At 74.2% G+C, this 15,002-nt stretch carries 13 protein-coding genes; 7 read left to right on the top strand and 6 right to left on the bottom strand.

Annotation, left to right across the window (positions count from 1 at the left end):
* Positions 1–125: 125 nt before the first annotated feature.
* Positions 126–1,028 carry a tyrosine-protein phosphatase gene (locus tag ACWGN5_RS36170; RefSeq protein ID WP_453522657.1) on the bottom strand — a complete coding sequence of 301 codons (903 nt, stop codon included), beginning with the start codon at positions 1,026–1,028 and terminating at the stop codon, positions 126–128.
* A gap of 185 nt (positions 1,029–1,213) precedes the next feature.
* Positions 1,214–1,681, bottom strand: coding sequence for a MarR family winged helix-turn-helix transcriptional regulator (locus ACWGN5_RS36165; RefSeq protein ID WP_453522656.1), 468 nt, complete (start codon positions 1,679–1,681; stop codon positions 1,214–1,216).
* Between the two features lie 120 nt (positions 1,682–1,801).
* On the opposite strand from ACWGN5_RS36165, the gene ACWGN5_RS36160 reads away from it, so the two are divergent.
* The gene (locus ACWGN5_RS36160) at positions 1,802–3,184 is read left to right on the top strand and encodes an MFS transporter (protein ID WP_453522655.1); all 1,383 of its coding nucleotides are present in this window, start codon (positions 1,802–1,804) and stop codon (positions 3,182–3,184) included.
* 164 nt (positions 3,185–3,348) lie between these two features.
* Positions 3,349–3,774, top strand: coding sequence for a ribonuclease domain-containing protein (locus tag ACWGN5_RS36155; RefSeq protein WP_453522654.1), 426 nt, complete (start codon positions 3,349–3,351; stop codon positions 3,772–3,774).
* A 176-nt stretch (positions 3,775–3,950) separates the two neighbouring features.
* Here the strand turns inward: ACWGN5_RS36155 and ACWGN5_RS36150 are convergent, their stop codons facing one another.
* Together ACWGN5_RS36150 and ACWGN5_RS36145 are read right to left on the bottom strand one after the other, a co-directional pair.
* Positions 3,951–5,420 (bottom strand): ankyrin repeat domain-containing protein, encoded by a 1,470-nt coding sequence (locus tag ACWGN5_RS36150; RefSeq protein WP_453522653.1) that lies wholly within the window; start codon positions 5,418–5,420, stop codon positions 3,951–3,953.
* 57 nt (positions 5,421–5,477) lie between these two features.
* A complete protein-coding gene (locus ACWGN5_RS36145; RefSeq protein ID WP_453522652.1) occupies positions 5,478–6,362 on the bottom strand; it encodes a hypothetical protein in 885 nt (294 codons plus the stop codon).
* Positions 6,363–6,560: 198 nt separating this feature from the next.
* On the opposite strand from ACWGN5_RS36145, the gene ACWGN5_RS36140 reads away from it, so the two are divergent.
* Positions 6,561–7,331: a S1 family peptidase gene (locus tag ACWGN5_RS36140; protein ID WP_453522658.1), complete on the top strand. Its 771-nt coding sequence runs from the start codon at positions 6,561–6,563 to the stop codon at positions 7,329–7,331.
* Positions 7,332–7,478: 147 nt separating this feature from the next.
* Here the strand turns inward: ACWGN5_RS36140 and ACWGN5_RS36135 are convergent, their stop codons facing one another.
* On the bottom strand, positions 7,479–9,224 hold the full coding sequence (locus ACWGN5_RS36135; RefSeq protein WP_453522651.1) for a glycoside hydrolase family 35 protein: 1,746 nt from the start codon (positions 9,222–9,224) through the stop codon (positions 7,479–7,481).
* An 84-nt stretch (positions 9,225–9,308) separates the two neighbouring features.
* On the opposite strand from ACWGN5_RS36135, the gene ACWGN5_RS36130 reads away from it, so the two are divergent.
* From ACWGN5_RS36130 to pepN, 4 genes are read left to right on the top strand one after another with little or no spacing between them, the layout of a single operon-like run.
* Entirely contained in the window at positions 9,309–10,196 is an 888-nt protein-coding gene (locus ACWGN5_RS36130; RefSeq protein ID WP_453522650.1) for an AraC family transcriptional regulator, read from the top strand.
* Positions 10,197–10,207: 11 nt separating this feature from the next.
* Complete coding sequence (locus ACWGN5_RS36125) at positions 10,208–10,531, top strand: chorismate mutase (RefSeq protein WP_453522649.1); 324 nt, start codon at positions 10,208–10,210, stop codon at positions 10,529–10,531.
* The gene (locus tag ACWGN5_RS36120; RefSeq protein WP_453522648.1) at positions 10,531–11,517 is read left to right on the top strand and encodes an asparaginase; all 987 of its coding nucleotides are present in this window, start codon (positions 10,531–10,533) and stop codon (positions 11,515–11,517) included. The genes ACWGN5_RS36125 and ACWGN5_RS36120 overlap by 1 nt, the downstream gene beginning before the upstream one ends.
* 51 nt (positions 11,518–11,568) lie before the next feature.
* Positions 11,569–14,052 carry an aminopeptidase N gene (gene pepN / locus ACWGN5_RS36115; protein ID WP_453522647.1) on the top strand — a complete coding sequence of 828 codons (2,484 nt, stop codon included), beginning with the start codon at positions 11,569–11,571 and terminating at the stop codon, positions 14,050–14,052.
* On the opposite strand, the gene ACWGN5_RS36110 is transcribed toward pepN, so the two are convergent.
* Positions 14,049–14,939, bottom strand: coding sequence for a LysR family transcriptional regulator (locus ACWGN5_RS36110; RefSeq protein ID WP_453522646.1), 891 nt, complete (start codon positions 14,937–14,939; stop codon positions 14,049–14,051). The two genes, pepN and ACWGN5_RS36110, sit on opposite strands and share 4 nt — an antisense overlap.
* Positions 14,940–15,002 lie beyond the last annotated feature (63 nt).

Here is a 15,002-nt window from a genome sequence, read left to right as displayed (position 1 = left end):
CGTGGAGCGGGCGGTTCGGGGCGTGGAGCGGGCGGTTCGGGGCGCGGCTCCGGCGCGGGCCGGGGTGCCGGTTCCGGCGCGGGTGCCGGGCGCGGTGCGGCGGCCGGTGGCGGCCGGGGCGGGCGTCAGGCGTCCGGCACGAGCCGTGCGCGGAGCGCCGCGAGCTCGCGCAGCTCCAGGCCGAGGCCGACGGACACGTAGCGGAAGACGCTCCCGTAGGAGGTGCGGACCTGGTCGAGGGCGGTGTCCAGGTATTCGTCCCGCACCTCCTGGAGCGGCACGATCAGGTCCGGGTTCTGCATGAGCCCGCCCTGCTTCAGGCCCTCCCGCACGCGCGCGTCGTAGGCGGCGCGGAAGGTGTTGGAGGCCAGGTAGTCCGCGCGGGCGGAGCTCTCCGGCACCCCGAGGAGGGTGAGCAGGAGCCAGCTGGTCCAGCCGGTGCGGTCCTTGCCCGAGGTGCAGTGCAGGAGCAGCGGCCCCCGGCGGGGGTCGGCCAGGTCGCGCAGGGTGGCCGCGAGGGCGGCCCGGTTCGCGGCGTCGGTGACGAAGGTGCGGTACACCTCGCGCATGAAGGCGGCGGCCCGCCCGCCGCCGAGCATCTCCTCCTGCCGCACCGGGTCGCGGGAGCCGATCGCGGCCATCAGCTGCCCGAAGAGCCCGTGGTCGGTGATGGGCCGGGCGACCGGGACAGGACCGGCGGGCAGCCGGTCGGCGCCGTCGTACTGGACCTCCAGCGGGATCCGCAGATCGACCACGGTGCCGAGGCCGAGCCCGGCGAGGGTGGTGAGGTCGGCGTCGGTGAGCTTGGCGAGGTGGTCGCTCCGGTAGGCGAGGCCGTGCCGGACCCGGGCGCCGTCGTAGGTGACGTACCCGCCGAGGTCGCGGACGTTGACGGCGCCCTGGAGCGGGATCTGCCGGATGGCGGTCGTCGAGAAGGGGCGGGGACGGGCGCTCGCCCGTGTGGGCAGCATCGAGAGCAGGGTGGCGGCGCCGGTGGTGGTGAGCAGCGCGCGTCGGGACAGGGGCATGGCTGGGCTCCCTTACGGACTGACGGACGTACGGCGGACGGCCGTACGGCTGACGGACTCGGGTGGGACAGCCGTGGGCGGACGGGCCCGCGGGGCCGCTCTTCCACCTAACGTTAGTTAGGTGGAGTGCTGGCGAGGAAGGTAGCAGCCGGGAGGGCCGAACGGGAGGGGTGTGCGTACCCCCGTTACTCCGTGAGGCGCTTGGTGGCGGCGCGCTGGCGCGCGGTCGCGCCCGTCAGGAAGCGGGTGATCGTCGCCAGTTCCTCGGTCGTGAACTCCTCGTAGAGCTCGTGCACTTCGCGCGCCCAGTCGTCGAAGAGCGGGGCGAGCTCGGCCAGCTTCTCGGGGCGGGGCTCGATGAGCACCCGGCGCTTGTCCGTCGGGTGCTTCACCCTGCGCACGAAGCCCTTGCGCTCCAGGCGGTCGACGAGCCCGGTGACGGAGGCGGGGGCCAGGCCCGAGTGCTCGGCCAGCTCCTTGGCGGTGAGGGGGCCGTGCCGTTCGAGCAGGTCGAGCGTCTTGGTCTCGGTGGCGCCCAGGTCCTGCTGGGCCGCGATCGCCGAGTGGAAGGCGACGGAGGCGGCGCTGGAGTCCCGGCCGGCTGCGGTGAGGGCGGCGATGACCGCGCCTCGGTCCTGGTCCTGCTCGCTCATGGCGGCAGCCTAGCAAAATTCATTTCGTTCGACCGAACGAAAGACTTGTGATCAAGGGCCCGCGCGTGCGACTTTTATTTCGTTCGCCCGAACGAAATAAATCTCGAGAAGGAGCGCGCGATGTCTACGACCGTCAGGACCGCCGCCACCGGCGACCCGTCCACCGTCCACCCGCGCCGCTGGGCCGCCGCCGTCGTCATGATGGTCGCCGCCCTGATGGACCTCGTGGACGTCACCATCGTCAACGTCGCCCTGCCCTCCCTCGGGCACGGGCTCGGCGCCTCCGAGAGCGCCCTCCAGTGGACCGTCTCCGCCTACCTCCTGGGCTTCGCCGCGACCCTCGTCGTCGCGGGACGGCTCGGCGACCGGTACGGCCGCAAGGCGCTCTTCCTCGCCGGCACCGCCGGCTTCGGCCTCGCCAGTCTCGCCTGCGGCCTCGCCCAGAGCCCCGGCCAGCTGATCGCGGCCCGCGCCGTCCAGGGCGTCGCCGCCGCCGTGCTCATGCCGCAGGTGCTCGGCTCCTTCCAGAGCCTCTTCCACGGCAAGGAGCGCGGCAAGGTCTTCGGGATGTACGGCGCGGTGGCCGGCTTCGCCTCCGCCATCGGACTGCTGCTCGGCGGCGTCCTCACCGACGCGGACCTCTTCGGGCTCGGCTGGCGCAGCGTCTTCCTCGTCAACGTGCCCGTCTCCGTCCTCACCCTCGCCGCGGCCGTCGTCCTCGTCCCCGGCACCCGCGAGCACGCCGCCACCCGGCCCCCGCTGCTCGGCAGCCTCGCCCTCGCCGCCGGACTCGTCGCCGTCGTCCTGCCGCTCGTCCAGGGCCGCGGCTGGGGCTGGCCGCTCTGGGGCTGGGCCCTCCTCGCGGCCGGCGCCCTCGCGGTGGCCGGGGTCGCCGCCCGCGGCGCGGTGCTGCCCCGCCGGATCCTCACCGTCCCGGCCTTCTCGTACGGCCTCGCCGTCCAGCTGCTCTTCGCCCTCGGCATGCAGGGCTTCTTCCTGGTCCTCGCGATCTGGCTGCAGGGCGGCCAGGGCTACACCCCGACGCAGGCCGGCGTGCTGATGGCCGCCTTCTCGGCGGGCGGCTTCCTCACGGCCCCGGCCGCCGAACCGCTCGCCGCCAAGCTCGGCCGGTACGTCCCCACCGCGGGCGCCCTCCTCATGGCCGGCGGCTACGGCTGGGTCTGGTACGCGATGGAGGGTGCCGCGCCCGTCCACACCGGCGCCTGGCCGCTGGCCCCCGGGCTCGCCGTCGCGGGCGCCGGCCTCGGCCTCTTCGTCGTCCCGCTCGTCGGCATCGTCCTCTCGGCGGCCCCGGCCGAACTCGCGGGCGGAGCCTCCGGCGTCTTCTCCACCGCCCAGCAGTTCGGCGGCGCCCTCGGCGCGGCCGCCATCGGCACCGCGTACTTCGCCGACCTCTCCCTCTCCGCCGCGATGCCCTGGGTCCTCGCGGCCTACGCCGGCGCCGCCCTGCTGAGCCTGCGGCTCCCCGCCGGCGGGCGGTGACGCCCCCTCACCCACACGGCGGAGCGCCGGGACCCGGAGGGGTTCCGGCGCTCCGCCGTCCGCGTCCACGGGATCCGCACGTTCGGGAGGAACCGGTTAACGTCCGGGGAATTCAAGCCCGTTGGGGTTCCCGGCGGGGATCTACGCGCGTCATCATCACAGCCATGCGAATCCCCCCTCGATTCACCCTCGCCGGCGGTGTCGCCACCGCCCTCCTCTCCTCCCTCCTCCTCGGCGCCCCGGCCACCGCCGCCCCCGCGCCCGCACCCGTCGCCGCCGTCTCCACCCTCGCGACGACCGCGTCCGTCGGGGACATCTGCTACTCGGCCCTGCCCAGCCAGGCGTACGACACCCTGCGCCTGATCGACGCGGGCGGCCCCTTCCCGTACAGCCAGGACGGCTCCGTCTTCCAGAACCGCGAAGGCGTCCTGCCGGCCCACAGCTACGGCTACTACCACGAGTACACGGTGAAGACCCCGGGCGTCTCCACCCGCGGCGCCCGCCGGATCGTCACCGGAAGCGCGGCGGAGGAGGACTACTACACCTCCGACCACTACGCCACGTTCGACCTCATCGACTACGCCTGCTGATACCCCTAGGTCGTCTCTTTCGGATCTTGCCGGGTTAAGCCCGCGGCGTCTGGTGCCGTGCATCGCAAGGCGGAGGGTCGCCCGATTACTGGACGTACTTGGGCGGGCCCGACAACGCGGCGAGGTACGGTGCCAGGCGTCGCGGGTCAGGCAAGATCCGGAAGAGACGGCCTGGCTCAGCCGCGGCGCGGGGTCGTCCACTCCAGACGGGTCCTGACCCGCGGGTCGTGGACGTGCTCCAGGGCGGCCAGCGCCGTCTCGCGGGCGGCGCCGTCCGCCTCACCGTCCGCGAGGATCGACGCCAGCGCGTCGACGGCGCGCGGGTCCTGACGGATCGCGAGCCCGCGCGCCGCCTCCGCCGCCGTCTCCGGATCGGTGTCGCCGAGCCGCTCCGCGAGCCCCTCCCGTACGAGAGGGGTGTCGTCGGGCAGCTCGGCGAGCGCGAGCGTCGCCCAGTCCCGCACCCGGGCGTCGCCGTCCCGGCTCAGCGCGAGCACCACCCCGAGCGCCTCGGCGTGCCCGGCCGGCACGATCCCGGCGAGCGCCGCCGCGACCGCCCGGCGCACCACCGCGTCGGGATGCGCGGCCGCCGCGAGCAGTTCGGGCACGGCGGCCGCGTCCGCGCACTCCCCGAGCGCGAGCACCGCCGAGAGCATCGGCTCCCGCGCCGGAGGGACGGCCTCCGCCGCGAGGCGCCGCAGGACCGGGACCGCGCTCGGGCCGAAGCCGGGCAGTGCGCCCAGCACCCGCGCGCCGAGGGCCCGGCGCAGCGGGTCCCGGTAGGCGCACCACCCGGCCGCCGCCACGAAGGTCTCCTCGTCGGCCCGGCCCGCCAGTTCGGCCACGGCCGTCGTCCAGTCGTCGAGCTCGGGGTCGCCGCAGTGCAGGGCCCGCGCCGCGAGCTCCTCGTGCGGGGTGCGCAGGCCGAGCGCCGACTCCAGGAGCGTGGCGATCGCCGCGTGCCCGGTCTGCCGGTCGTCGCCGCGCCCGGGGGCGCCGTTCTCCCGCAGCAGCTCGACGCAGACCGTGATCCCGCCGTCCTCCCGGATCCGCCGGACGACCGCCTCGTACGTCTGCCCGCCCTCGTTCCCGGCGACGAGCCCGCGCCGCAGCTCGGCGGCGATGTCGGCGCCGATCCACCGCCGGGCCTCCCGCAGGGCGGCCTCCCGGGCCTGTGCCCCGTGGTCGAGGAGCGCCCGCACGCAGCCGCTGGAGCCGCGCCGGGCCGCGGCGACGAGCGGGAGGAGCCCGTCGGGTCCCGGCCGGTCCGGGTCGGCGCCGTGCTCCAGGAGGACCCGGGCCGTGTCGGCGTGGCCGAGGCGCAGCGCCCAGGCGAGGGCCGTGAATCCGTACGACTCCTGCGCGTCGGCCGCCGCGCCCGCCGCGAGGAGGGCCCGCACCACCTCGGTGTGCCCGCCGCAGGCCGCGCCGCACAGCGGCAGGTCGCCGTCGTCCTCGCCGCTGAGCCGGGTGGGGTCGGCCCCGGCGGCGAGCAGGACCCGCACGATCCCGGCCTCGCCGTCGACGGCCGCACGGTACAGGGCGGTCTCCCCGTCCTCCCGGCCCCCGGGGTCGGCCCCGTCCCGCAGGAGCCGCACGGCCCCGTCCTCGTCCCCGGCCCGAATCGCGTCGAACAACGTGCTCATGCCCCGACCCTGACGCGCCGTCGGTGCGCGGCGCAAATCGATTCCCGCGTCCCCGGGTCAGGAGGCGCAGTCCAGGACCGACCCGCACACCCCGCACCGGGCCCGCAGCGCCCTCCCGGCCGGGATCCGCAGGCGCTGGGCGCAGACCGGGCAGAGGAAGGAGACGCCGGTCGCCGGGGCGCCGCCCTCGAAGGCGTACGGAGCGTCCTCGGCGGCCCGGCCCCGGCGCCGCTGCGCGGTGTACCGGCGGCGTTCGGCCCAGCCCGCCCCGGCGAGCGGCGGCGCGGTCCGCTCCCGCGCGGCCTCCGCCCGGCCCCGTACCCACGCCTCGTACGCCACCGCGCTGGTGAACCAGGGCGAGGGGTCCTCGCCGAAGACCTCGGCCCGTTTGGCGAGGACGTAGCCGAACTCCTCGGGGGTCAGATAGCCGAGCTTCTGGCTCTCGACGCCGTCCCGCCGGTACGCGTCGAGCAGCAGCCAGCCGGCGCCCAGGTAGGTGGTGGTGACATCGGTGAGGACCTCGTTCTCTGCGGTGGAGGGGAAGCCGAGGCCGAGCCGGTGCAGCAGCACGTGGGTGATCTCGTGGGCGAGGGCCGCGCCGATGTCCCTGCGGCGGGTCCGGAAGCGGTCGTTGAGCTCGACGAAGTACTCGGGGCCCGCGGTGAGCTCGACGGCCGCCGCGTACTCCATGGGCCGGAAGCTCACCACGATCCGCGCCTCGGGCAGCCTCAGGTGCCGGACGAGGGCGTGGGCCACCCGCTGGGCGCCGAGGTGGAGGTCCTCGTCGTCGCCGAGGGCCACGTCCTCGGCGCTCACGCTGACCGGGTGGCTGTGCACGCCGTCGGCGGAGAGGCGGCGGTAGAGCGCGGTGAGGGAGGCCCGCACGGTGGCGCGGTGCGGGAAGCCGTGGATGACACGGTCGGCCTCATGACGGTTCTGCATGCCGGATCCCCCTTCCCGACCACTGTACGGTCCCCCCACCGGATCTGGCCGAAAAGGCTTTCTTGTGGCGGCAGTTGAGCGCTGTCCATAATCCGGACGTGCCTTGACGGGCGCATGTCACCGAACGCGTGCGGTGGCGTCACCCGTCGGGGCCGACCCCCCACGAGAGAAGGAAGACACGTGAAGCAGCAGAACCGCATGGTCCGTGCCCTCCAGAAGCTGGCCGCAGCCGGCGCCGTCGTCCTGGCGGCCGTCAGCCTCCAGCCCACCACCACCGCCTCCGCCGCCCCGGCCCCCGTGGTCGGCGGCACCCGCGCCGCCCAGGGCGAGTTCCCCTGGATGGTCAGGCTCTCCATGGGCTGCGGCGGCTCCCTGATCACCCCTCAGGTCGTCCTCACCGCCGCCCACTGCGTGAGCGGCTCCGGCAACAACACCAGCATCACCGCCACCGCCGGAGTCGTGGACCTCCAGTCCAGCAGCGCCATCAAGGTCAAGTCGACCAAGGTCCTCCAGGCCCCCGGCTACAACGGCCAGGGCAAGGACTGGGCGCTGATCAAGCTCGCCAGCCCGATCACCTCGCTGCCCAACCTGAAGATCGCCGACACCACCGCGTACAACAGCGGCACCTTCACCGTCGCCGGCTGGGGCGCCGCCCGCGAGGGCGGCTCGCAGCAGCGCTACCTGCTCAAGGCGAACGTCCCGTTCGTCTCCGACGCCTCCTGCCAGACCGCCTACGGCAGCGACCTCGTGCCGGCCGAGGAGATCTGCGCCGGCTACAGCCAGGGCGGGGTCGACACCTGCCAGGGCGACTCCGGCGGCCCCATGTTCCGCAAGGACAACAACGGAGCCTGGATCCAGGTCGGCATCGTGAGCTGGGGCGAGGGCTGCGCGCGGGCCGGCTACCCCGGCGTCTACACGGAGGTCTCGACCTTCGCCGCCGCCATCAAGTCCGCCGCCGCCACGCTGTAGCGGACCCGGCACCGCCGTCACGCCCGGCCCGCGCGGCCCGGACGCGGCGGCAACCGTGAACGGGTGCCCCGGAGCGGCCTCGGCTCCGGGGCACCTTCACGTTCACGCCGGGTCCAGGACCGGTCCCGTCCCGGGGCACCTTCACGTTCACGCCGGGTCCAGGACCGGTCCCGTCCCGGGGCCGCCCTCCAGCTCCAGGACCCACACCTCGTTCGCGCCCTCCCGCAGCACCGGGCCCGGCACGAACAGCGCCTCCTGCGGGCCCGCCGCCCAGTAGCGGCCCAGGCAGAAGCCGTTCACCCACACGAAGCCCCGGGTCGCGCCCGGCAGCCGCAGCCACGCGTCGCCCGCGCCCGCCACGCCGAGCGTCCCCCGGTACAGGCCCGGCCCGTCGGAGACCGGCCCGAACGCCACCTTGCCGACCGCCGCCGCCTCGAACGCGTCCAGCCGCAGCGCCCGCGCCCGTACCCCGTGCAGATACTGCCGCTCGTGCAGGACGCCGCCCGTGATCCCCTTCGGCTCCGCGACCCGCGGCCCGTAGTTGACCCGGCCGAGCGACTCCACCCACAGATCCACGAGCGCGGGACCCGCCACCGGCTCGGGAAGGACGCAGTCGTCCTCGTCGAGCACCCCGGCCGCCCGCCCGTCGACGTACACCACCGCCCGGTCCCGCAGCCCCGTCACCCCCAGCGGGTACGGCTGCCGCGGCCCCGGCACCGCCACCCGGTAGCGGACCAGACCCCGGTCCACGCCCAGCTCCTCGAAGGACGGCGGCATCGGCGTCACCGTCTCCTCGCCGCCGAGCACCTCCAGGACCCCGTCAAGCGGCGCCCACCCGTCGAGCGCACCCGACACCGGCGCCGCGAGCCGGGCCGGCGGCTCCGGCACCTCCGGCAGCGGCCCCTCCGCGTACTCCGCGAGCACCTCCCGGAAGGCCCAGAACTTCTCCGTCGGCCGCCCCGCCTCGTCCACCGGCGCGTCGTAGTCGTACGAGGTCACCGTCGGCCGCAGCGGACCGTCGTGCAGCTCACCGTCCCGGTTCGCCCCCGCCCAGCCGCCGAAGTTCGTCCCGCCGTGCGCCATGTACACATTGACCGAGGCCCCGCATTCCAGGATCTCCCGCAGCGCCGCCGCCGCGTCCGCCGCGTCCCGTACGGAGTGCTCCGTGCCCCAGTGGTCGAACCAGCCGCACCAGAACTCCATGCACATCAGCGGCCCCGACGGCCGGTGCCGCCGCAGCGTCGCGAAGCCCTCCCGCGCGCCCGAGCCGAAGTTCGCCGTCGCCAGCACCCCCGGCACCGAACCCCCGGTCAGCATGTGGTCCTCGGGCCCGTCCGAGGTGAACAGCGGCACGCTCACCCCGCACCCGCGCAGCAGCCCCGCCACCCACTCCAGATACGCCAGGTCGCTCCCGTAACTCCCGTACTCGTTCTCCACCTGCACCAGGACCACCGGCCCGCCCCGGTCCACCTGCCGCTCCACCACCTGGGGGAGCAGCCGCCGGAACCAGGCCTCCACCGGCGCCAGGAACTCCGGGTCCAGGCTCCGCACCCGCCGCCCCAGCGGGCCGGTCAGCCAGTGCGGAAGCCCGCCGTTCTCCCACTCGGCGCAGATGTACGGACCCGGGCGCACGATCGCCCGCATCCCGGCCCGCCCCACCGCGTCCAGGAACCGCCCGAGCGCGTCCACGTCCGCGTACCGGCCGGGCTCCGGCTCGTGCAGGTTCCACGGCACGTACGTCTCGACACAGTCGAGGCCCATCGCGCGCAGCATCCCGAGCCGGTGCTCCCAGTGCCCCTCGTGCACCCGGAAGTAGTGCAGCGCCCCGGACAGCAGCCGCACCGGCCGCCCTTCGAGCAGAAAGTCCTCGTCACCCACAGCGAACGTGCTCATGGCCTCACCCTCACCCTCTGGCGGCGACCGGGTCCATGGACAAAGATCGTCGCAGTTTGGACGTTAGAGAGAGCGGGCCGCGCGATGTACCACACCTGGATGCGTTACTTCACGCCCAGCCCCGTCCACCACCGCCTCGGCCTCGTCTGCCTCGGCGTCGGACTCCAGCACGGCACCCTGCCCACCGTCGGCCCGCGCACCCTCGACCACCACGTCGCCGTCGTCGTCTCCGCCGGCGGCGGCTGGTACCGGGGCGCCGACGGACGCCGCACCACCGTCACCGCCCCCGCCCTCCTCTGGCTCACCCCCGGCACCCCCCACCACTACGCCGCCGACCCCGCCACCGGCTGGGACGAGGCCTTCGTCGACTTCGGCGGACCCGCCACCGCCACCTACACCGAACTCGGCTACATCGAGCCCGACCGGCCCGTCGTCCCCCTCTCCGACGCCGCCCCCGCCCGCGCCGCCATCAGCCGCATCGCCCGCGCCGCCCGCCCCGGCAACCCCCTCCTGGAGGTCGAGACCGCCGCCGCCGTCCACGAACTCCTCGTCGCCCTGCGCCGGGCCCGCGCCGACACCAACGCCGAAGGCGACCCCGTCCTCGCCGCCCTCACCCGCGACGCCTTCCAGCCGCTCTCCGTCGCCGAGCACGCCGCCCGGCACGGCATGACCGCCGCCGAGCTGCGCACCGCCGTCCGCCGCGCCGCCGGCTGCAGCCCCAAGGACTATCTGCTCACCGTCCGCCTCGGCCGCGCCAAGGAGCTCCTCGCCGCCACCGAGCTGCCCGTCGCCGCCGTCGCCCGCCGCGTCGGCTACGACGACCCCGCCTACTTCTCCCGGCTCTTCACCCGCCGGGTCGGCACCGCGCCCATCCGTTTCCGCGAACAGCAGGGACGCTCCGTGCACGGCGGCTGGAGCAACGTCGTTCCGGATCCCGAACACCCGCCCACCATCCAGCCGAGATCCGTCTAAGCTCGCAGATCATGAGCGACACCAGCGACACCAGTGCCATCGACCCGAACGTCATCGCCGAACTGACGCGGCTGCGCGAAAGCATCGACAACATCGACGCCGCGGTCGTGCACATGCTCGCCGAGCGCTTCAAGTGCACCCAGCAGGTCGGCGTCCTCAAGGCCGAGCACCAGCTCCCGCCCGCCGACCCCGCCCGCGAGGCCCGCCAGATCGCCCGGCTGCGGGAACTCGCCGAGAGCGCGAAACTGGACCCGGCCTTCGCGGAGAAACTCCTGAACTTCATCATCGCCGAGGTCATCCGGCACCACGAGACGATTGCGGACGGAGCACGCTGATGGGCCGCGTCACTGTCTTCACCCTCGGAGGCACCATCTCCGCCCGAGGCGGTGACGCCGCCCGCATGACCGGCCAGGAGGTCCTCGCCGAACTCGGCGCCCCCGAGGACGTCGAGCTGCGGGACTTCCGCCGCGTCCCCAGCTCCACCCTCTCCTTCGAGGACCTCGCCGCCCTCGCCGACGAGGTCCGCAAGGCCGTCGCCGACGGCTCCGGCGTCGTCGTCGTCCAGGGCACCGACACCCTGGAGGAGACCGCCTTCCTCCTCGACCTGCTCTGCACCACCGAGCAGCCCGTCGCCGTCACCGGCGCCATGCGCCGCCCCGACCTGCCCGGCGCCGACGGCCCCGCCAACCTTGCCGCCGCGCTCGCCGTCGCCGCCGACCCCGCCTGCCGGAACCTCGGCGTCCTCGTCGTCCTCGCCGACGAGATCCACGCCGCCCGCCTCGCCCGCAAGACCCACACCACCTCGATCGCCACCTTCGCCTCACCCGGCGCCGGACCGATCGGCACCGTCGTCGAGGGCGAACCCCGGATCCTGCTCCGCCCCGCCGCCCCCACCACGCTCTGCGCGCTGAAGCTCGACCCCGCCGTCCGCGTCGCCCTGGTGACCCTCTCCCTCGGCGACCGCGGCGAACTCCTCGACGCCGTCGACGACCGCTTCCAGGGCCTCGTCGTCGCCGCCTTCGGCGCCGGACACGCCCCCGCCCCGCTCGTCGAACCCCTCGCCGAGATCGCCCGCCGCATCCCCGTCGTCCTGGCCTCCCGCACCGGCGGCGGCGCGACCCTCTCGCACACCTACCGCAGCCCCGGCTCCGAATACGACCTGCTGCACCACGGACTGATCCCCGCCGGCCCGCTCGACCCCGCCAAGGCCCGGATCCTGCTCCACACCCTCATCTCCAGCGGCGCCGCCGGACCGACCGGCTACGACCGGCCCCGCATCGCCGCCGCCTTCACCCACCTGAACGGCTCCGGCCTGGCCTGAGACCCGTACACCCCCTGCCCCGGAAGAGGGCGATCGGGCAGCATAGGGCCCATGTCCGTACTGACGCGCGACGAAGCGCAGACCCGTGCCCAGCTCCTCGACGTCCACCACTACCGCGTGGACCTCGACCTCACCACCGGCGACGAGACCTTCCAGTCACAGAGCCTCATCCGCTTCACGGCCCGCGCCGCGGGGGACACCTTCGTCGAGCTCAAGCCCGAGACCCTGCACTCCGCCCTCCTCGACGACGAACCCCTCGACGTCACCGCCCTCGACGGCAACCGGCTCCCGCTGAACCTCACCGAGGGCGAGCACACCCTGCACATCAGCGCCACCATGCGGTACTCCCGCACCGGCGAGGGCATGCACCGCTTCACCGACCCCACCGACGGCGAGTCGTACGTCTACACCCAGCTGTTCATGGAGGACGTCCAGCGCGTCTTCGCCGGCTTCGACCAGCCCGACCTGAAGGCCGTCTTCGAGGTGGCCGTCAAGGCCCCCGAGGGCTGGACCGTCCTCTCCAACGGCATCACCGAACAGCAGGAGGACGGCCGCTGGCAGGCCGCCCCCACCCCGCTGCTCTCCACCTACCTCGTCTGCGTCGCCGCCGGCCCCTGGCACAGCATCCGCACCGAACACGCCGGCCTGCCCTTCGGCATCCACTGCCGCCGCTCCCTCGCCGCCCACCTCGACGCCGACGCCGACGAGATCCTCGCCGTCACCCGGGCCTGCTACGACCGCTACCACGAGAAGTTCGACGAGCCCTACCCCTTCGACTCGTACGACCAGGCCTTCGTCCCCGAGTTCAACGCCGGCGCCATGGAGAACCCCGGACTCGTCACCTTCCGCGACGAGTTCGTCTTCCGCTCCGCCGTCACCGTCACCGAACGCCAGACCCGCGCCATGGTCATCGCCCACGAGATGGCCCACATGTGGTTCGGCGACCTCGTCACCCTGCGCTGGTGGGACGACATCTGGCTGAACGAGTCCTTCGCCGAGTACATGGGCTACCAGACCATCAACGAGGCCTGCTCCGACCTCTTCCCCGACACCTGGGTCGACTTCGGCGTCACCCGCAAGTCCTGGGGATACGAAGCGGACCAGCGGCCCTCCACCCACGCCGTCGCCCCCGACCCGGAAGCCGTCCCCGACACCGCCTCCGCCCTCCTCAACTTCGACGGCATCTCCTACGCCAAGGGCGCCTCCGCCCTCCGCCAGCTCGTCGCCTGGCTCGGCGAGAAGGACTTCCTCGCCGGCATCAACATCCACTTCAAGCGCCACAAGTTCGGCAACGCCACCCTCGCCGACTTCATCGACAACCTGGCCGCCGCCACCGACCGCGACGTCCACGCCTGGGCCGAGCAGTGGCTGCGCACCACCGGCGTCGACATCCTCACCCCGCACCTGACCGGCGAGGGCACCCACTGGCAGCTCGCCGTCGACCGCGACGGCAGCCGCCCGCACCGCGTCCACGCCGGGATCTACGACCGGCAGCCCGACGGCGAACTCGCCCTCCGCGAGCACCGCGAGCTCGACGTCCCGCACGAGGCGCCCGCCGAGCTGACCGGCCCGCGCCCCGCCCTCGTCGTCCTCAACGACGGCGACCTCACCTACACCAAGCTCCGCTTCGACGAGGTCTCCGCCGAGTCCGCCCTGCGCGGCCTCTCCCGCATCCCCGACGCCCTCACCCGGGCCGTCGTCTGGAACGCGATGCGCGACATGGTCCGCGACGGCGAACTGGAGCCCGCCGCCTACCTGGAGACCGCCCTCGCGCACCTGCCCGAGGAGACCGAACTCGCCCTCGTCCAAGGCGTCCTCGGCTTCGCCCGCACCCAGATCGCCGACCGGTACGTCCCCGAGGACGAGCGGCCCGCCGCCCTCGCCACCCTCAGCGAGATCGCCCGCGCCCTGCTGCGCCGCACCGAGGACGGCGAGGAGCCCGGACTGCGCCTCACCGCCGTCCGCGCCTGCATCGACAGCGCCACCACCCCCGACAAGATCGCCTCCTGGCTCGACGAGGGCACCGTCCACGGCGGCCCCGAGCTCGACCCCGAACTGCGCTGGCGGATCCTCGCCCGGCTCGCCGTCCTCGGCGCCACCGACGAGACCGTCATCGCCGCCGAACTGGAGCGGGACCCCAGCGCCACCGGCCAGGAGGGCGCCGCCCGCTGCCGGGCCTCCCTGCCCACCCCCGAGGCGAAGGCCGCCGCCTGGTCGGCGCTCTTCGACTCCGACGACCTCTCCAACTACCTCTTCACCGCCACCGCCCGGGGCTTCTGGCAGCCCGAACAGGCCGAGCTCGTACGGGAGTACGTACCGCGCTTCTACGAGGCGGCCGTCGCGCTCGGCGACCGCCGGGGCCCCGCGATGGGCGAGGCCGCCGGCCGCTACGCCTTCCCCGCGTACGCGATCGACGCCGACTCCCTGGCCCTCGGCGAGTCCCACCTCGCGGACGACACGATGATCCCCGCCCTCCACCGCTGGCTCGTCGACCAGCTCGACGACCTGCGCCGGGCCCTGCGCGTCCGTGGCTAGACCGGTCCCCCCGACCAGTCCCAGCCGGTCAGCGCCGCGTGCATCAGGCGCGCGGCGCCGGCCGGACGGCCGTCGGCGTACCGCAGCAGGGTGAGGGTGCGCCGGCAGTCGGGGCTGTCCACGGCGATCCAGGCGACGGGGGCGCGGGTCGCGCTGCGCCGGGCCATGTCCGGGATGAGGCCGATGCCCAGCCCCGCCGCCACCAGGATCGCGGTGGCGCTGGGCTCGTCGCCCTCGCAGACGATCCTCGGGGGAGTCAGGCCGTTCCCGGCGAAGAGCCGGTCGAGGAGCCTGCGCTGCCAGTGCCCCGTGCGGGTGGTCACGAACGGCTCGTCGGCGAGCTCGCCGACGGTCACCGAGGCCCGGCCCGCCAGGGGGTGGTCGAGCGGCGCGACCACCCACACCGCCTCGTCGAGCAGCCGGACCGCCTCCAGGCCCTCCGACGCGCACGGCTGCGAGGCGACACAGAGGTCCACCTCCTGGCCGCGCAGGCCGCGGGCCATCTCCTCGGCGGCCATCTGATGGAGCTCGACCTCGACACCGGGATGGGCCCGCTTGAACGCCCCCAGCGGCCCGGTCAGCGTCAGGAACGTCTCCGAGGCCAGCCGTACGGTGCCGAACTCCCCGCCCGAGACCGCGGCGACGGCCCGGCGACCCGCTTCCAGCTCCCCGAGGGACCGCTCGACGTGCCGCAGGAACACCTTCCCCGCGTCGTTCAGCCGCAGCCGGCCGACCCGGTCGAACAACGGCGTGCCCAGCTCGCTCTCCAGCCGGGCCACGGTGCGGCTCAACGACGGCTGGGCCACACCGAGTTCCTCGGCCGCGCGGCTGAGGTGCTCCAGGCGGGCCACGACGACGAACTGCCGGAGCGCGTGGAGATCCATCATGCCCCCAGGGACATAGCCCGATAACGATATTGATCTTCGACAGATTATCGCCCCGGGGCATAG

It is taken from the genome of Streptomyces sp. NPDC055815, assembly GCF_053616475.1.
Note: the sequence above shows the minus strand (reverse complement) of the source record. Positions and strands in the feature narration are given on the sequence as shown.